16 protein-coding genes and 1 other RNA gene are annotated in these 18,070 nt (G+C 60.6%); 9 read left to right on the top strand and 8 right to left on the bottom strand.

Annotated features, from left to right (window positions below):
* The first annotated feature begins 370 nt into the window (after positions 1-370).
* The 6 genes from ccoG (at position 371) to hemN (ending at position 7,504) form a co-directional block, all read left to right on the top strand.
* On the top strand, positions 371-1,786 hold the full coding sequence (gene ccoG / locus JFT87_RS14190) for a cytochrome c oxidase accessory protein CcoG (RefSeq protein WP_201202154.1): 1,416 nt from the start codon (positions 371-373) through the stop codon (positions 1,784-1,786).
* A gap of 11 nt (positions 1,787-1,797) precedes the next feature.
* Positions 1,798-2,337, top strand: coding sequence for a FixH family protein (locus JFT87_RS14185; RefSeq protein ID WP_201202152.1), 540 nt, complete (start codon positions 1,798-1,800; stop codon positions 2,335-2,337).
* A gap of 213 nt (positions 2,338-2,550) precedes the next feature.
* A complete protein-coding gene (locus tag JFT87_RS14180; protein ID WP_201202150.1) occupies positions 2,551-5,001 on the top strand; it encodes a heavy metal translocating P-type ATPase in 2,451 nt (816 codons plus the stop codon).
* A gap of 24 nt (positions 5,002-5,025) precedes the next feature.
* Positions 5,026-5,244, top strand: coding sequence for a cbb3-type cytochrome oxidase assembly protein CcoS (ccoS, locus tag JFT87_RS14175; protein ID WP_201202146.1), 219 nt, complete (start codon positions 5,026-5,028; stop codon positions 5,242-5,244).
* Positions 5,237-5,920: a sulfite exporter TauE/SafE family protein gene (locus JFT87_RS14170; RefSeq protein WP_201202144.1), complete on the top strand. Its 684-nt coding sequence runs from the start codon at positions 5,237-5,239 to the stop codon at positions 5,918-5,920. Before ccoS ends, JFT87_RS14170 begins: the two co-directional genes overlap by 8 nt.
* Before the next feature lie 201 nt (positions 5,921-6,121).
* A complete protein-coding gene (hemN, locus tag JFT87_RS14165) occupies positions 6,122-7,504 on the top strand; it encodes an oxygen-independent coproporphyrinogen III oxidase (protein WP_201202143.1) in 1,383 nt (460 codons plus the stop codon).
* On the opposite strand, the gene JFT87_RS14160 is transcribed toward hemN, so the two are convergent.
* Complete coding sequence (locus tag JFT87_RS14160; RefSeq protein ID WP_201202141.1) at positions 7,501-7,983, bottom strand: hypothetical protein; 483 nt, start codon at positions 7,981-7,983, stop codon at positions 7,501-7,503. The two genes, hemN and JFT87_RS14160, sit on opposite strands and share 4 nt — an antisense overlap.
* Before the next feature lie 155 nt (positions 7,984-8,138).
* Here JFT87_RS14160 and fnr point away from each other — a divergent pair, with 155 nt between their 5' ends.
* Positions 8,139-8,870 (top strand): fumarate/nitrate reduction transcriptional regulator Fnr, encoded by a 732-nt coding sequence (gene fnr, locus JFT87_RS14155; protein WP_201202139.1) that lies wholly within the window; start codon positions 8,139-8,141, stop codon positions 8,868-8,870.
* A 79-nt stretch (positions 8,871-8,949) separates the two neighbouring features.
* Complete coding sequence (locus JFT87_RS14150; protein ID WP_008057870.1) at positions 8,950-9,498, top strand: adenine phosphoribosyltransferase; 549 nt, start codon at positions 8,950-8,952, stop codon at positions 9,496-9,498.
* 99 nt (positions 9,499-9,597) lie between these two features.
* Here JFT87_RS14150 and JFT87_RS14145 read toward each other — a convergent pair whose 3' ends face one another.
* The 5 genes from JFT87_RS14145 to dnaX all read right to left on the bottom strand — a co-directional run bounded on the left by JFT87_RS14145 (position 9,598) and on the right by dnaX (position 15,383).
* Positions 9,598-10,746 carry an acyl-CoA dehydrogenase family protein gene (locus tag JFT87_RS14145; protein ID WP_201202137.1) on the bottom strand — a complete coding sequence of 383 codons (1,149 nt, stop codon included), beginning with the start codon at positions 10,744-10,746 and terminating at the stop codon, positions 9,598-9,600.
* A gap of 136 nt (positions 10,747-10,882) precedes the next feature.
* Positions 10,883-11,485, bottom strand: coding sequence for a recombination mediator RecR (gene recR / locus JFT87_RS14140; RefSeq protein WP_201202136.1), 603 nt, complete (start codon positions 11,483-11,485; stop codon positions 10,883-10,885).
* 65 nt (positions 11,486-11,550) lie between these two features.
* Positions 11,551-12,585 (bottom strand): NADP-dependent oxidoreductase, encoded by a 1,035-nt coding sequence (locus JFT87_RS14135; protein WP_201202135.1) that lies wholly within the window; start codon positions 12,583-12,585, stop codon positions 11,551-11,553.
* 308 nt (positions 12,586-12,893) lie between these two features.
* The gene (locus JFT87_RS14130; RefSeq protein WP_123403312.1) at positions 12,894-13,232 is read right to left on the bottom strand and encodes a YbaB/EbfC family nucleoid-associated protein; all 339 of its coding nucleotides are present in this window, start codon (positions 13,230-13,232) and stop codon (positions 12,894-12,896) included.
* Between the two features lie 63 nt (positions 13,233-13,295).
* A complete protein-coding gene (dnaX, locus tag JFT87_RS14125; protein ID WP_201202134.1) occupies positions 13,296-15,383 on the bottom strand; it encodes a DNA polymerase III subunit gamma/tau in 2,088 nt (695 codons plus the stop codon).
* A gap of 145 nt (positions 15,384-15,528) precedes the next feature.
* On the opposite strand from dnaX, the gene JFT87_RS14120 reads away from it, so the two are divergent.
* Positions 15,529-16,287 (top strand): substrate-binding periplasmic protein, encoded by a 759-nt coding sequence (locus tag JFT87_RS14120; RefSeq protein WP_201202133.1) that lies wholly within the window; start codon positions 15,529-15,531, stop codon positions 16,285-16,287.
* 187 nt (positions 16,288-16,474) lie between these two features.
* Here the strand turns inward: JFT87_RS14120 and ffs are convergent.
* Both ffs and JFT87_RS14110 read right to left on the bottom strand, forming a co-directional pair.
* Positions 16,475-16,571, bottom strand: an RNA gene (ffs, locus tag JFT87_RS14115) — signal recognition particle sRNA small type.
* Positions 16,572-16,739: 168 nt separating this feature from the next.
* Complete coding sequence (locus tag JFT87_RS14110; RefSeq protein WP_201202132.1) at positions 16,740-17,903, bottom strand: zinc-binding metallopeptidase family protein; 1,164 nt, start codon at positions 17,901-17,903, stop codon at positions 16,740-16,742.
* Positions 17,904-18,070 lie beyond the last annotated feature (167 nt).

Raw genomic sequence — 18,070 nt, 5'->3', positions numbered from 1 at the left:
TTCTGAAGCTCGTCGTATCCAACAGCCTCAAAACATCCCGTTCACCCCAACGCTAGAACCCGGAAACGGCTCGGGTGGGCTGGACGGCCTGGGTGGCGGGCGCCTCCCTAAATAGCTCAACCGCTGCATTGACACAGAGCAGCGCCAACGCGCTGCTCTCAAGGCAAATCGTGGATCGTCTATAGTCAATTGATCTGGATCATGATTTGTTACATCTGCTACACCATCTACGCTATTCCCCCAACGCGACCAAAGGTCGCACCCTTGAGATAGAGCGACAGGCGTATCATTGCGCCACTGCAACACCTCTTTTTGACCGCGGTCGGCACGTACTGACCGAGGCATTTTTCCACTGCCGTGGGATGCAATGATGAGCAATCAGATTCCGGTACACGACGTTACCCCGCCAGCCAAGAACGCGAACAACAGCGTCGATCTCTACGCCTCTCGAGAAAAAATCTACACCCGCGCCTTCACCGGCCTGTTCCGCAACCTGCGGATGATGGGCGGGGCCGGTTTGTTCCTGCTGTATTTCGGTACGGTGTGGTTGAACTGGGGTGGTCATCAAGCCGTCTGGTGGAACCTGCCGGAACGTAAATTCTTCATTTTTGGCGCGACCTTCTGGCCCCAGGATTTCATCCTGCTCTCGGGCCTGCTGATCATCAGCGCCTTTGGCCTGTTCTTCATTACCGTGTACGCCGGACGCGTCTGGTGCGGCTATACCTGCCCGCAAAGCGTCTGGACCTGGATTTTCATGTGGTGCGAGAAGGTCACTGAAGGCGACCGCAACCAGCGCATCAAGCTCGACAAAGCGCCGATGAGCGGCAATAAATTCCTGCGCAAACTCAGTAAACACAGCCTGTGGCTGTTGATCGGCTTCGTCACCGGCATGACCTTCGTCGGGTACTTTTCGCCCATCCGCGAGCTGACCATCGACTTCTTCCTCGGCGAAGCCGATGGCTGGTCGTACTTCTGGGTCGGTTTCTTCACCCTCGCCACTTACGGCAATGCCGGCTGGTTGCGCGAGCAGGTGTGCATCTACATGTGCCCGTATGCGCGCTTCCAGAGCGTGATGTTCGACAAGGACACCCTGATTGTTTCCTACGACCCGCGTCGTGGTGAGTCCCGCGGCCCGCGCAAGAAAGGCGTGGACTACAAGGCCCAAGGCCTGGGCGACTGCATCGACTGCACCATGTGCGTCCAGGTCTGCCCGACCGGGATCGACATCCGCGACGGCCTGCAAATCGAGTGCATCGGCTGCGCCGCGTGCATCGATGCCTGCGACAGCATCATGGACAAAATGGACTACCCGCGCGGCTTGATCAGCTACACCACCGAGCACAACCTGTCCGGGCAAGTAACCCATAAGCTGCGCCCACGCCTGATTGGCTATGCCGTTGTGCTGCTGACCATGATCGGCTTGCTGGTCACCGCGTTCTTCATGCGCTCGCTGGTCGGTTTTGACGTCAGCAAGGACCGCGTGCTGTACCGCGAGAACGCCGAAGGCCGGATCGAAAACGTCTACAGCCTGAAGATCATGAACAAAGACCAACGCGACCACACTTACCTGCTCGAAGCCAGCGGTCTGCCGGACCTCAAGCTGCAAGGCAAGCGTGAGATCAAAGTCGCCGCCGGAGAAATATTCAGCCAGCCGGTGGAGCTCTCCAGCGCACCGGAGCAATTGCCATCGAGCACCAATGAGGTGAAATTCACCCTCAAGGATGCCGATGACGACAGCGTTCACGTTGAAGCCAAGAGCCGATTCATCGGCCCACAAATTCGTTGAGAGAACTGAACATGCCCGCAGCAAATGCCGCAAGCCCTTGGTACAAGCATCTTTGGCCGTGGATCATCATCGGGATTCTGACTTGCTCGGTGACCCTGACACTGTCCATGGTGACCATTGCGGTCAAAAACCCGGACAACCTGGTCAATGACAACTACTACGAGGCCGGCAAAGGCATCAACCGTTCCCTGGACCGTGAGTTGCTGGCCCAGACCCTGCTAATGCACGCCAACGTCCACCTGGATGAGGTGACCGGCGAAGTCGACCTGCGCCTGACCGGCAACAGCCAGCCAAAGACCGTTGAGCTGAACCTGATCTCGCCGACCCAGCCGGAGAAGGATCGTAAGATCACCCTGACCCGCAGCGAAACCGAACAGGGCCGCTACATCGGCCAGATGAGCGACAAGGTCGACGGCCGCCGTTTCGTTGAATTGCTGGGCGTGCAGGACGACAAGACCTGGCGCATGTTCGAGGAAGAACAGATCAGCCCCGACAAGAACCTGCTGCTGGGCGATGAGCCGCTGCAAGGTGCTGAAGACCTGAAAAAGTGAGTCAACATCAAAAGCCCCTCACCCTAACCCTCTCCCGGAGGGAGAGGGGACTGATTTCGGGCGCTTGCATGCCTTGTGTATGGCAGTGACGATATCGGTGACTGCCGCTGTTTTTCCGGCCCACATCGATCGGCTCCCTCTCCCTCCGGGAGAGGGCTGGGGTGAGGGCAAGCGGACAACCCCAAAACAAGGGCTCAGCCCCTCGACGATGCCATGACCACCCCACTCCCCTGCTACCACTGCGCCCTGCCCGTGCCGTCCGGCAGCCGCTTTACCGCTGTCGTGCTCGGGGAGTCCCGCGAGTTCTGCTGCCCCGGCTGTCAGGCCGTGGCCGAGGCCATCGTCGCTGGTGGGCTGCAAAGCTATTACCAGCACCGCAGCGAAGCCTCGGCCAACCCGCAAACCTTGCCGGTGCAATTGGTCGACGAACTGGCGCTGTACGACCGCGCCGACGTCCAGCAACCCTTCGTTCGTCACGAAGGCGAACTCGCTGAAACCACGCTGCTGATGGAAGGCATCAGTTGCGCCGCCTGCGGCTGGCTGATCGAGAAACACCTGCGCAGCTTGCCGGCCGTGGCCGAAGCGCGACTGAACCTGTCGAACCATCGCCTGTTCGTGCGTTGGGCCGACGCCCAACTGCCGCTAAGCCACGTGCTTAGCGAATTGCGCCACATCGGTTACGCCGCGCACCCTTATCAGGCCGACCGCGCCAGCGAACAACTGGCCAGCGAAAATCGCCTGGCCCTGCGCCAACTCGGCGTCGCCGGATTGCTGTGGTTTCAGGCGATGATGGCGACCATGGCCACCTGGCCCGAATTCAATATCGACCTCAGCCCGGAGCTGCACACCATCCTGCGCTGGGTCGCGCTGTTCCTGACCACGCCGATCGTGTTTTACAGCTGCGCACCCTTCTTCAAGGGCGCCATGCGCGACCTGCGCACCCGGCACCTGACCATGGATGTGTCGGTCTCGCTGGCGATTGGCAGCGCTTACCTCGCCGGGATCTGGACCTCGATCACCGGAGTCGGCGAACTGTATTTCGATGCGGTCGGGATGTTCGCGCTGTTCCTGCTGGCCGGACGTTACCTGGAACGCCGCGCCCGGGAACGCACCGCTGCTGCCACCGCTCAACTTGTGAATCTATTGCCCGCCTCGTGCCTGCGCCTGAGTGCCGACGGCCAGAGCGAGCGAATCCTGCTCAGCGAACTGCGCGTCGGCGATCAGGTGCTGGTGCATCCCGGCGCCATTCTCCCGGCCGACGGCAAGATTCTCGATGGCCAGTCGAGCATTGACGAATCGTTGCTCACCGGTGAATACCTGCCGCAACCGCGCACTCTTGGCGATGCGGTCACGGCCGGCACCTTGAACGTTGAAGGTGCGCTGACCGTGGAGGTGCTGGCGCTGGGTCATGACACGCGACTGTCGGCCATCGTCCGTCTGTTGGAACGCGCACAGGCCGAAAAACCGCGCCTGGCGGAAATCGCCGACCGCGCCGCCCAATGGTTTCTGCTGCTGTCGTTGATTGCTGCCGCTGCCATCGGCCTGTTGTGGTGGGAACTGGATTCATCGCGAGCGTTCTGGATTGTGCTGGCGATGCTCGTCGCGACCTGCCCGTGCGCCTTGTCCCTGGCCACGCCGACCGCCCTGACCGCCGCCACCGGCACGTTGCACAAACTCGGCCTACTACTAACTCGCGGCCATGTCCTGGAAGGACTGAACCAGATCGACACGGTGATTTTCGACAAGACCGGTACGCTGACGGAAGGCCGGCTGGCGCTGCGCTCGATTCGCCCACTCGGTTCGCTCAACAGTGATCAATGCCTGAGCCTCGCGGCAGCGCTGGAAAACCGCTCCGAACACCCGATCGCCCGTGCGTTTGGCCGTGCACCGTTGGCCGCCGAAGAAGTCCTCAGTACGCCGGGGCTAGGGCTTGAAGGCTTGGTCGGTTTACAACGCTTGCGCATCGGCCAACCGGGTTTTGTCTGCGAACTCAGTGGTGCCACCGTGCCGCTGATGCCGGATGAAGCCGGCCAATGGCTGCTGCTCGGTGACAGTTTTGGGCCGCTGGCGTGGTTTGTCCTCGACGACTGCTTGCGCGCCGATGCCCCGGCGCTGCTTGCCGCGTGCAAGGCTCGCGGCTGGCGCACGCTGTTGTTGTCGGGCGACAGCTCACCGATGGTCGCCAGCGTCGCCGCCGAATTGGGCATCGACGAGGCCCGTGGCGGCTTGCGGCCCGATGACAAGTTGCAAGTGCTGCAACAACTGCACAAGGAAGGTCGTAAGGTGTTGATGCTCGGCGACGGGGTCAACGACGTACCGGTGCTGGCCGCCGCCGATATCAGCGTGGCCATGGGTTCGGCAACCGATCTGGCGAAAACCAGCGCCGACGCGGTGTTGCTGTCCAACCGCCTCGACGCCTTGGTACAAGCCTTCAGCCTGGCGCGGCGCACCCGTCGGGTAATCATCGAGAACCTGCTGTGGGCCGGACTGTACAATGGCCTCATGCTGCCGTTCGCCGCCCTCGGCTGGATCACTCCGGTGTGGGCCGCGATTGGCATGTCGATCAGTTCGTTGACCGTGGTACTCAATGCCCTGCGCCTGACTCGCATGCCGAGCACGCCAAAGGCCCGCACCACGCCAGAAACCCGTCCGCTGCCGGCCTGAGCCGCGCGGGCATGGAGTCTTCCAATGCCAGCTCTTTACGTGATGATCCCGGCCGCGCTGCTGATCGTGGCCATCGCCGTCTACATCTTCTTCTGGGCGGTCGACAGCGGTCAGTACGACGACCTCGACGGCCCGGCCCACAGCATTCTGTTCGACGACCAGGACCCGGCTCACAAAGCAGCGGTCGACGAGGCCAGCGGTCATCCAGCCAAACCGGAAGACAAGGCGCCACCCCATGCTTGAGCTGGCGCCGCTGCTGGTGTCGGCGCTGATCCTCGGCCTGCTCGGCGGCGGCCATTGCCTGGGCATGTGCGGCGGCTTGATGGGTGCGCTGACGCTGGCGATTCCCAAGGAACAACGCAGCCGTCGCTTCCGCTTGCTGCTGGCTTACAACCTGGGGCGAATTCTCAGCTACGCCACGGCCGGCCTGCTGATCGGCCTGGCTGGCTGGGCGGTGGCCAACAGCCCGGCGGCGATGTTCATGCGGATCATCGCCGGGCTGCTGCTGATCAGCATGGGCCTGTACCTGGCCGGTTGGTGGAGCGGCCTGACACGCATCGAAAGCCTCGGTCGCGGCCTGTGGCGGCATATCCAGCCGATTGCCAACAAATTGCTGCCGGTGTCGAGCCTGCCCCGCGCCTTGCTGCTGGGCGCACTCTGGGGCTGGCTGCCGTGCGGGCTGGTTTACAGCACGTTGCTGTGGGCGGCGAGTCAGGGCAATGCGCTGGACAGTGCGTTGTTGATGCTGGCGTTCGGGCTGGGGACATGGCCGGTTTTGTTGGCCACGGGCCTGGCGGCGGAACGGGTCACGGCACTGTTGCGCAAGCGTAGCGTGCGGATGAGTGGCGGGTTGTTGGTGATTCTGTTCGGGATCTGGACATTGCCGGGGCCGCATCAGCATTGGTTCATGGGGCACTGACCCTGTGGCGAGGGAGCTTGCTCCCGCTGGGCTGCGAAGCGGCCCCAAAAGATGGGACTGCTACGCAGTCCAGCGGAAGCAAGCTCCCTCGCCACAAAAACCGATCAAAGCCACCAACCACCGTTGATGCAAATCAAGATGCCCCAACGCCGCACCCCATAGACTTGCTCACACTGCAAGCCTATCCGGGGGAATGCCCGCATGCTCGACGCCATTCGTTGGGACACCGATCTGATTCGCCGTTACGACCTGTCGGGGCCGCGCTACACCTCGTACCCGACCGCCGTTCAATTCAACAGCCAGGTCGGCACCTTCGACCTGTTTCATGCCCTGCGCGACAGCCGTAAAGCGCTGCGCCCGCTGTCGTTGTATGTGCATGTGCCGTTCTGCGCGAACATCTGCTACTACTGCGCCTGCAACAAAGTCATCACCAAGGACCGTGGCCGCGCACTCCCCTACTTGCAGCGCCTGGAGCAGGAGATCCAATTGATCGCCTGTCACCTGGACCCGGCACAGAAAGTCGAGCAATTGCATTTCGGCGGCGGCACCCCGACCTTTCTCAGCCACGACGAACTGCGCCAGTTGATGGCTCAGTTGCGCAAGCATTTCAACTTGCTGGATGACGATTCCGGTGACTACGGCATTGAAATCGATCCACGCGAAGCCGACTGGTCGACCATGGGCCTGCTGCGTGAACTGGGCTTTAATAGGGTCAGCATCGGCCTCCAAGACCTGGACCCGGCGGTGCAACGTGCGGTCAATCGCCTGCAAAGCCTGGAAGAAACCCGTGCCGTGATCGACGCCGCGCGAACCTTGCAGTTTCGCTCGATCAATATCGATCTGATCTACGGTTTGCCGCGCCAGACGCCGGAGAACTTCGCCCGCACCGTTGACGAGGTCATCGCCATGCAGCCGGACCGGCTCTCGGTGTTCAACTACGCGCACCTGCCGGAACGCTTCCTGCCGCAACGGCGGATCAACAGCAATGAACTGCCGACGCCGGCGCAGAAACTGGAGATGCTCCAGGGCACCATTGAACAACTGACCAAGGCCGGCTATCGCTACATCGGTATGGACCACTTTGCCCTGCCGGATGATGAACTGGCCATCGCCCAGGAAGAATCGACCCTGCAACGCAACTTCCAGGGCTACACCACCCACGGTCACTGCGACTTGATTGGGCTCGGGGTCTCGGCCATCAGCCAGATCGGCGACCTGTACTGCCAGAACACCAGCGATCTGAACCTGTACCAGAACACCCTGGCCTCAGCCCAACTGGCCACCAACCGTGGCCTGTTGTGCAACGCCGACGACCGCTTGCGACGGGCAGTGATTCAGCAACTGATTTGCAGCTTCACATTGGATTTCGCCGGGATCGAACAAGCATTCAACATCGATTTCCGAGGCTACTTCAGCGAACTCTGGCCGCAGCTGGAGGCGATGGCCAATGACGGCTTGATCGAATTGGACAGCGAGCGAATCACAGTACTGCCGGCCGGACGACTGCTGGTGCGCTCGGTATGCATGGTGTTCGATGCCTACCTGGAGCAGCAAAATCGCCAGCGGTTTTCCCGGGTGATTTAGTTTTTCATCAGCAATGAACCGACTTGCATGTTTTGCTCGGACGTCAGACCCGACTGGCCCACCACTTTCGACAAAGCCAGATTGGCGGTGATCAGACCGGTGTTCAACGCAGCAATGGCGCCACGCAGGCTGGCAACCTTGATGATTTTTTCTTCGTTGGAAAGGCGCTTGTCGGCCATGATTTTTTCGATCTGCGCCTTTTTCTCGGCAATCTCTTTTTGCAATTTGCGAATCATTTTCAGGACCTGCTGAATGTTTTCCGGCAAACCGCTTTCTTCGATGTCGCTGTTTTCGCCCTTGGCCCCGGCAGCTTTTTCGATGCCGGCACCGGACAGCGACACTTTGATGCCTTGGACCACGGCCGGGGTTGCCTCCTCGTTCAAGCCGTCTTCGCGTGTATTGCCTGAAGCAGCTTTAAACGTCTCCGGCAATGCCGCAACGTCGCTGCTACCGGGGCCCAGCGTACCAATAGCGGTCATCGAGTCGTTCCTTGTATGCGTGCTGATACCTGTTTATCGGCGGCTTGCCCTGCGGCTTTATGGCCGTAGGACAAAGTCGCCTCAGACTGGCCTGAATGTCCTCCCGTGAGTTACCCTTACGGCTTATGTGTGTTTTTCCCACAAGGATTAAAGAAATGTCTGAGCCAGTAAAAGTGCGCGCTCACAGCCAGGCCCATTGCAAGGATTGCAGCCTGGCCCCCCTCTGCTTGCCACTTTCTTTGAATCTGGAAGACATGGATTCGCTGGACGAGATCGTTAAACGTGGTCGCCCGCTGAAAAAAGGCGAGTTTCTGTTCCGCCAGGGCGACACGTTCGATTCCGTTTATGCAGTTCGCTCCGGCGCCCTGAAGACATTCAGCCTCAGCGATGGCGGCGAAGAGCAGCTCACTGGTTTCCACTTGCCGAGCGAATTGGTCGGACTGTCGGGCATGGACACTGAAAAGCACCCTGTTTCGGCCCAAGCGCTGGAAACAACCTCGGTCTGCGAAATCCCGTTCGAGCGTCTCGATGAACTGGCCCTGCAACTGCCGCAGTTGCGTCGTCAGTTGATGCGGGTGATGAGCCGCGAGATTCGCGACGATCAGCAAATGATGTTGCTGCTGTCTAAGAAAACCGCCGACGAGCGCATCGCCACGTTCCTGGTCAACCTGTCCGCTCGCTTCCGCGCGCGCGGTTTCTCGGCCAACCAGTTCCGCCTGAGCATGTCGCGCAACGAAATCGGCAACTACTTGGGCCTGGCGGTGGAAACCGTGTCCCGGGTGTTCACCCGCTTCCAGCAAAACGAACTGATCGCCGCGGAGGGTAAGGAAATCCATATTCTCGACCCGATCCAGCTGTGCGCCCTGGCAGGCGGTTCTCTCGACTGACAGACACAATTGCGGCTGAGCGAAACGGTTCAGCCGCCGTTATACTGCGTCGTTTGCAGCCTGCCAGGACACCTCGACGATGGTCTTCGACTCCTTCGACATCAAATCCCTGATCCGCCCCGTGATCGACTTCCCCAAGCCCGGCGTGATCTTTCGCGACATCACCCCGCTGTTTCAATCGCCCACGGCCCTGCGCCTGGTGATGGACAGCTTCGCTCACCGTTACGTCGAGGCCGACTTCACCCACATCGGCGCGATGGATGCCCGCGGCTTCCTGATTGGCTCGGTATTGGCCTACCAGTTGAACAAGCCGCTGGTGCTGTTTCGCAAGCAAGGCAAACTGCCGGCGGACGTGCTGGCCGAGGGTTACGCGACCGAGTACGGCGAAGCGTTCCTGGAAGTGCACGCCGACAGCCTGTGCGAAGGCGATTCGGTAGTGATGTTCGATGACCTGATTGCGACCGGTGGCACCTTGATTGCGGCGGCGAACCTGATTCGACGCATGGGTGCGCGAGTGCATGAAGCGGCGGCGATTATTGATTTGCCGGAGCTGGGTGGCTCGCAGCGGTTGGAAGATATGGGGATTCCGACGTTTTGCCTGACGCAGTTTGCGTTGAGCGATAAGTAACGATCAAAAGATCGCAGCCTTCGGCAGCTCCTACAGATGTACGCATTCCAATGTAGGCGCTGCCGAAGGCTCGGGCCGCGTTCGGACGATCTTTTGCATTTACAGCCCCATCTGCTTGCTGATGATCTCGTTCATCACTTCCCGCGTCCCGCCGCCAATCGACAGTATCCGGTTATCCCGATACAACCGCTCCACCAGACTCTCGCGCATATAACCCATACCACCCAGAATCTGCACCGCATCCGTGGTAATGCGATCCGCCGTGTCGGTCGCAAAATTCTTGGCCATGGAAATCTCCTTGATCACGCTCTGCCCCGCCGCCATTTTCGCCGCTTGTCGGTAGGTGAACTCCCGTGACACTTCCAGCGCCGTGGCCATTTCCGCGAGGCGATGCTTGAGCACCTGGAACTTGCCGATCGGTTTGCCAAAGGCCTCACGCTGACGCGCCCATTTCAGGCTTTCTTCGAGCGCAAGTTGCGCGGTCATGTTGGCCATCAACGCCAGGGCCAGGCGTTCGCTCTGGAAGTTACCCATGATGCAGGCAAAGCCCATGTTTTCGGCGCCAATCAGATTGCCCACGGGCACCCGGCAATCGTCGAAGAACAACTCGGCGGTGTCCGACGCCCACCAACCCATTTTCTTCAACTGCCGGCCGACGGTGAAACCGGGCGTGCCCTTCTCGATCAATAACAGGCTGATGCCACCGAAACCCGGCGCGCCGGTGCGCACCGCGACGGTGTAGAAATCCGCACGAATGCCGCTGGTGATAAAGGTTTTGCTGCCGCTGACCCGGTAGACGTCGCCATCACGTACGGCGCGGGTTTGCAGGTTGGCCACATCGGAGCCGCCGCTGGGTTCGGTGATGGCCAGGGCGCTTATTTTTTCGCCGGATAGCACTTGCGGCACCACCCGATCACGAACTTCAGGCCTAGCCCACTTGAGGATTGGCGGCAGGCCGATGTCCAGCGAACCGAGGCCGGCCACCAACCCGCCGGAGCCGCAACGCATCAACTCTTCGCTGGCGGCAACCTTGGCGAACAGATCACCTTCATGACTGCCGCCGAGGACTTCGGGATAACCGATACCGAGAATGCCCGCCGCACCGGCCTTGAGGTAGAGCTCGCGAGGAAAGCTTTCGGCTTCTTCCCACTGATCAATGTCCGGCAGGATCTCGCGCTCGACGAAACGCCTGACGCTGTCACGGACCAATTGGTGGCTGGGATCGAAGTATTCCTGAAAGGCAGGCATCGGCGAACTCCACTGAAGGGTTCAACGACGTTAACCGAGCGCTTGCTTGGTTTTCAACCGGATTGTTTGAATCAGATGGACCGAGGCGCCTGCATCGCGAGCTTGCTCGCGATGGCGTCAGCGGCAACACCAAAAATTACAAGGCAATCGGCTTACGCCCGGCAAACGAATGCGCCAACGTTCCGCCATCCACCAATTCCAGCTCGCCACCCAACGGCACGCCATGGGCGATTCGCGAGGCGATCAAGCCTTTGTTGCTGAGCAACTGGGCGATGTAATGCGCTGTAGCCTCACCTTCCACCGTCGGGTTGGTGGCCAGGATGACCTCGGCAAAGGTGCCCGCCTCTTCAATCCGCGCCAGCAATTGCGGAATACCGATGGCCTCTGGCCCGAGCCCGTCGAGCGGCGACAGATGGCCCTTGAGCACGAAGTAGCGACCGCGGAACCCGGTCTGCTCAACCGCATAGACGTCCATCGGCCCTTCCACCACGCACAGCAAGGTATCGTCGCGTCGGGTGTCGGCGCATTGCGGGCAGAGGTCGTCTTCGGTCAGCGTGCGGCACAAGCGGCAGTGACCGACCCCTTCCATGGCCTGGCTCAGGGCCAGCGCCAGCCGCGAGCCACCACTGCGATCGCGCTCAAGCAGTTGCAACGCCATGCGTTGGGCGGTTTTCTGACCCACGCCCGGCAACGTTCGCAGGGCATCGATCAGTTGGCGAATCAGAGGGCTGAAGCTCATGGGGAAAAGTCCGACAAAACAACGAGACGCGGTTTATACCCGCGCCTCTGGTCAGCGTCAAATACTCAGTCCTGGGCGACCCGCACCACCAGTTTGCCGAAGTTGCGCCCTTCCAGCAGACCGATGAACGCCTCGGGCGCCTGCTCCAGGCCCTCGACGATGTCCTCGCGGAACTTCACCTTGCCCTCACGCACCCACGGCACCATGGCACTGACGAATTCCGGCTGTCGATCAGCGTAGTCATCGAACACGATAAAGCCCTGCATGCGTACGCGCTTGGTTAGCAGGGTTCGCTGAAATTGCGGCAGACGATCCGGCCCACTTGGGGCTTCATGGGCGTTGTAACCGGCAATCAGGCCACAGAGCGGAATCCGCGCCTTGGTATTGAGCAACGGCATGATCGCATCGAAGACCTTGCCACCAACGTTCTCGTAGTAGATGTCGACGCCCTTAGGGCACGCCAGCGCCAGGTCATTGGCAAAGTCCGGGCTCTTGTGATCGATGCAGGCGTCGAAACCCAGCTCCTCGACCACGTAGCGGCACTTGTCGGCTCCACCGGCCACACCGACCACCCGCAGGCCTTTGATCTTCGCCACCTGGCCAACCACCGATCCCACCGCACCGGAAGCCGCAGCCACCACCAGGGTTTCGCCGGCCTTGGGCTGGCCAATGTCTATCAGGCCCATGTACGCCGTCATGCCCGGCATCCCTAGCACACCCAACGCCATCGACGGGCTCGGCAGCCCGGATGGAATAGGAATGATGTTGCGACCATCGCTGATGCTGTGGCTCTGCCAGCCCGTGGATCCGACCACCAGATCACCTTCCTGAAACTTCGGATTCAGCGAGCGCTCGACGCGGCTGACAGCGCCACCGGTCATCACCTCGTCGATTTCTACAGGCGCAGCGTAGGACGGCGCGTCACTCATGCGACCGCGCATGTAGGGATCGAGGGACAAGTAGAGAGTCTTGAGTAGAACCTGGCCGTCTGCCAGGTCCGGCAGCGCTACACGCTCCAGACGAAAATTCTCCGGCTTCGGCGCGCCCACCGGACGGGACACCAAGACGATACGTTGGTTGAGGGTCAATGCTTGTGGCATGTGAGCGTCTCCTTGATCGATGAATTCAGCGGTATAGGGTGCAGACCTTTGCGGGGGTGGGGCGTTCGATGTTTCTGCCTTTCATTGTGGCGAGGGAGCTTGCTCCCGTTCGACTGCGAGGCAGTCGCTAAGCCTTACAGCCAGGATGCACCTGATACACCACTGTGGCAGGTTTTGGGAGCGCTTCGCACTCCAACGGGGGCAAGCCCCCTCGCCACAAAAGCAGGCCAACCTCATCTGGCAGAAACAAAAATGCCAGGCGCGCTGCCTGGCATTTTTTTGTAGCCCATCCAACGCGCCTTGGCGAATCAGAATGGCAGTTTCATACCCGGCGGCAGTTGCATGCCAGCGGTCACGCTGCCCATTTTGTCCTGGCTGTTGGCTTCGATCTTGCGCACGGCATCGTTGACGGCGGCGGCGAACACGGCCTCCAGCATCTCTTTGTCGTCTTCGCTCAGGCCTTCTACCAGGCTTGGGTCGATGGTCACGCGCTTGACGTCGTGACGACCGGTCATCACCACGGTGACCATATCGCCACCCGCCTTACCGGTGACTTCGGCGTTGGCCAGTTCTTCCTGCATCTTGGCCATTTTTTCCTGCATCTGCTGCGCCTGCTTCATCAGGCCGGCCATGCCACCTTTCATCATGGTAATCACCTCAAAGTACTTGGATAAAAACGGCGCCCGGTAAATATAGCCGAACGCCTTCAGTTATTTGCCCTGACTGACCAGGGCGTCGACAGGTTCAATAGTATCGTTACGGACCACCGCACCGAACTGCTGCATCATTTGCTGGATGAACGGATCACCGTGGATCGATTCCTCCGCCTCGCGCTGACGGTTCACTCGGCGCCGGGACGCAGCCTGGGCCGGGGTTTCCTGCTCAGGCTTGATCAGTTCCATGGTCAGCGTCAGCGTGCGGCCGTGAAACTGGTTCAAGGCATCGTTCAAGCGACGTTGTTGAGTCGCGTTGAACAAGGCGCTGTGGGCCGGGTCCAGGTGCAACAGCCAGTTGTCGCCATCGACGGCGATCAACGTGCAGTTGGCGGCGATGCTGCCGGTCATGCCGGAGATCGGCAGTTTCGGGAACAGTTCCAGCCATTGCAGCGCCAAACCGGTGGCCGGCATTGCAGCCGGTTCAGGCTCGGGTTCTGGCGTCGGCTCGGCGGTGTGTTCGCTGGCCAGTTCATCGAGATAGCTGTAGGCCGAGTCGATGTCCGGCTCGATGTAGTCCTCGTCCAGCGGCGGCTCGTCATCCAGGTCGATACCCGGCGTGGCAGCATCGACGTCGGCCACGGACGGTTCCGGGATGGGCGCGGCGGCCCATTCCGGCGCATCCGGCACCACGCTGTCAGGCGTAGGCATTGGCATCGGCGGCAAATCGGGTTGCTCGCTGGCGGTTTCCAGCACGGGCTCGACGGCCGGCTGCTGGATGACTTCGGGCTCTACCGGGTCATTCCACGGCAGGTCGACGACTTCTTCGACGACCACCGTTTCAACGACAGGCTCGGGCACGATCACTGGCGTAACAGGTTCGGGTTCCGGCGCTGGCGCAGGCTCAACAACGGCCGCCACTGGCGCCGTCACAACCGGTGCAACTGCCGCTGGGACTACCGGCGCAACGTTAGGCGCGACAGCCACTGAGTTTGCGGAATCAACTGTGGCCTGGCTGATCCCCACTGGCTTTAGCGGTTGCCTCGGAGCGTCCGCCGTGTCTGCGGGTCTGAACGCCAGCATGCGCAGCAGGACCATTTCGAAGCCGCCACGCGGGTCGGGTGCCAGCGGCAAGTCGCGGCGCCCGATCAAGCCCATCTGGTAATAAAACTGTACGTCTTCGGCCGGCAATGCCTGAGCCAGTGCGAGCACCCGGTCACGGTCGCCGTGGCCGTTGTCGACGCCTTCAGGCAAGGCCTGGGCGATGGCGACCCGGTGCAGCACGTTGAGAATTTCCGAGAGCACGCCGTTCCAGTCCGGGCCTTGCTCGGCCAGATGACGAACGGCTTCGAGCAACGCTTTGGCGTCGCCTTCGATCAGCGAATGCAGGACATCAAACACCTGACCATGATCGAGCGTACCGAGCATCGCCCGTACGTCGGCGGCCATGACCTTGCCTTCACCGAAGGCGATGGCCTGGTCGGTCAGGCTCATGGCGTCACGCATCGAACCGTCAGCGGCACGACCCAGCAACCACAGCGCATCGTCTTCGAACGGCACTTGCTCGACACCCAGCACGTGGGTCAAATGCTCGACCACTCGCTCAGGCGTCATGTTCTTCAGGGAGAACTGCAAGCAACGCGAAAGAATCGTTGCCGGGAGTTTCTGCGGATCGGTGGTCGCCAGGATGAACTTGACGTAGGGCGGCGGCTCTTCGAGGGTTTTCAACAGCGCATTGAAGGAATGGCTGGAGAGCATGTGCACTTCGTCGATCAGGTAGACCTTGAAGCGCCCACGGCTCGGGGCGTATTGCACATTGTCGAGCAGTTCGCGGGTGTCCTCGACCTTGGTCCGGCTCGCGGCGTCGATCTCGATCAGGTCGACGAAGCGACCTTCATCGATCTCGCGACACACCGAGCACTCGCCGCAAGGCGTCGACGTGATGCCGGTTTCACAGTTCAGGCATTTGGCAATGATTCGTGCGATGGTGGTCTTGCCGACACCGCGCGTCCCGGTAAACAGGTAGGCGTGGTGCAGCCGCTGGCTGTCCAAGGCATTGATCAGAGCCTTGAGCACATGGGTCTGGCCGACCATTTCGCGGAACGAGCGCGGACGCCATTTACGTGCAAGAACCTGATAACTCATCGAAAACCATCGCCACTGGGAAGCAGAAGCGGCTAATGCTAGCGGAGCAGGCCTGAAATTGCATCCGGTGTGCTCGTCTAATCTGGCTAAGCTGCATTTTGGGGGGCTATTTCTCGGCTCAAGGTTCATCAGTACCGGAGCGTTTATGCGGTTGGCCTTGGGGGCTTTGTTATTCTTCTGCCTGAACGTCGCCACCGCCGACACGCCGGTGCGCTTTGTCATGGCCGACAGTTGGGCCATGCCGATGGTGCAACTGGAGCAGGGCCGACCGACCCAGGGCATCCTTTATGACATTCTGCTCAGCCTCGCGACCCAGGTCGGCGTGCCGGCCGAGTTTCATGTGTTGCCTCGGGCGCGGGTGCAAAACGCCATGGAACACGGCGAAGTCGATGTGCGCTGCTATGCCGCACAATCGTGGCTGCCGAATCAGTCCGGGGACTACATCTGGAGCATTCCGCTGTTTCTGCAGCGCGACCTGCTGGTCAGCCGAAAAGGCCCACCCACGTCAGTGCTTCCCGCAGATTTGCAGCACGAGGCTATCGGCACCGTGCTTGGCTACATCTATCCCACACTGCAACCGCTGTTCGATGCAGGTCAGTTGCAACGCGAAGACGCGCGCAATCAGGAACAAGTGCTGGATAAGCTGCTGGCCGGGCGCTATCGCTACGCCGTCAGCAATCAATGGACCCTGGACTGGTTCAACCAGCGCCTGCTACCCGACCAGCAATTGCAAGCCGTGGCGGTGTTGCAGGAGCAGAATGTCGGCTGCTACGTGCGCAACGACCCGAACGTGCCGGTGCAGCGCATTTTGCGCACGTTGTTGCGGATGAAAATGTCGGGGGAGATTGACGACATAATCGGGCTCTACACCGGCCAATCCGACAACACCCCATCACCCCTGTAGGAGCAAGGCTTGCCCGCGAAGGCGGTGTGTCAGTCAACTCATCTCTGACAGATCTGGCGCCTTCGCGAGCAGGCTCGCTCCCACAATTAACCCAGGGCGCTGGCCAAATCGCAGACACAAAAAAACCGCAGTGGGCGAAACCCATGCAGTTCTGTTTGAAGCGTTCGATTGTTCGTTATGGAGGCAACCCCATCAGCCACACCCCGGCACACAATGTTCCCGCTGTGGCTGCTTCCTTCCGGATCTGACCAGGTTCACGGGTAATCGTTGCGGGGGGACCGATGGGGTCACCATAACGACGTTCACCTCACGGCGAACGGCGCCATTGTACCTATCTGAGACGAAGTTACAACCGTTCGGGAGGATTAAAAAATATGAGCAGCGTCAAGGACATGCAGCGACCCAAAAAGATCGCACGTGTAGGAGCTGCCGAAGGCTGCGATCTTTTGATCCTATTGCGCCAACACCTCATCCGCCCTGCCGCCCTCCTGCTGGATCACCAAGTGGATGAAGTGCAGCTTGGCGATCACCGCTGACGGCAGCGCGAACGGATAGAAATCCGGCTGCCCCATGCTCCGAGACAATTCGTTGAGCATGCCAGCCAACTCGATCCACGCATTGACGAACGACAGGAACGCCGTGCCGCCAGGATGCTGCGGGTCGTAGAGGGTGCTGGACGGGAATGGCTGGTAATCGAAGTCCATTTCCCGGGCACTCATGCCAAAGCCCAGGGCGGTGTCGACGGCGTCCATCATGTGCAGGTAGTGCGCCCAGGTTTCGGCCCAGTCTTCCCACGGATGCATCGTCGCGTAGGCGCTGACGTAATGTTGCTCCCAGTCCAGCGGCGCACCTTGCTGGTAATGCCGCTCAAGGGATTCGGCGTAGCTCGCTCGATCGTCGCCGAACAAGCCACGAAACGGTTCCAGCCAATGGCTGTTGGCGATCAGTCGATCCCAGTAGTAATGGCCGACCTCATGACGGAAGTGCCCGAGCAACGTGCGATACGGCTCGTGCATCTGCACCCGAACCTGTTCGCGGTGAGCATCATCGGCTTCTTTGATATCGAGGGTAATCAAGCCGTTGGCGTGCCCCGTCGTCGGCAGCTTGCCTTCGAGGTTGATGCCGATGAAGTCAAAGGCCAGGCCGGTTTCTTCATCCACGGTTTTCGGGATGACCTGCAACCCGAGGCTGACCAGTTGCGCAACCAATCGGCGCTTGGCCGTTTCGACCTTACACCAGCGCTCAGGGTTTTCGGCAATCGATAGATCAGGGATGGTGTGATTCAGACTACAGGCGATGCACAACGCATCGTGATCGTTGGCTGGGAGCAGCCAGTTACACGCGGCCGGGGAATCGAGATTGGCGCAGCGGCGCAATACACCGGCCTCGGGATCAGCATCAAGCAGCCAAGTGTCCGCTTGCGGGCCGGGTTGCAGCGACGACAAGCGACTCTGCTCCGGCTGATAGCCCAGCGCCGCCGAACAGGCCAGGCACTGACTGTTGCGAAAGAACAGCGACTGTCCGCAGCGGCAATGCCAGACCTTGCTGTTGCGCGAACTCTCGCTGATGAAAGGCGCGGCGATGCGGGAACTGAGCTGTTCGAAGAAACGGTACATGGCGAACTCTCCCTGAGGGGTGCCAAGACTAGATCATTTCGGCTAGCCGATCGTTCCCATAATTGTGGCGAGGGGGCTTGCCTGTGGCGAGGGAGCTTGCTCCCGTTCGACTGCGCAGCAGGCGCAAATGCCAAGGGGACCGCTTCGCGCTCCAACGGGGGCAAGCC

The sequence above is a fragment of the Pseudomonas sp. TH15 genome, from assembly GCF_016651105.1.
In the GTDB taxonomy this organism is placed as follows: domain Bacteria; phylum Pseudomonadota; class Gammaproteobacteria; order Pseudomonadales; family Pseudomonadaceae; genus Aquipseudomonas.
This window is presented reverse-complemented; position numbering and strand designations above follow the sequence as displayed.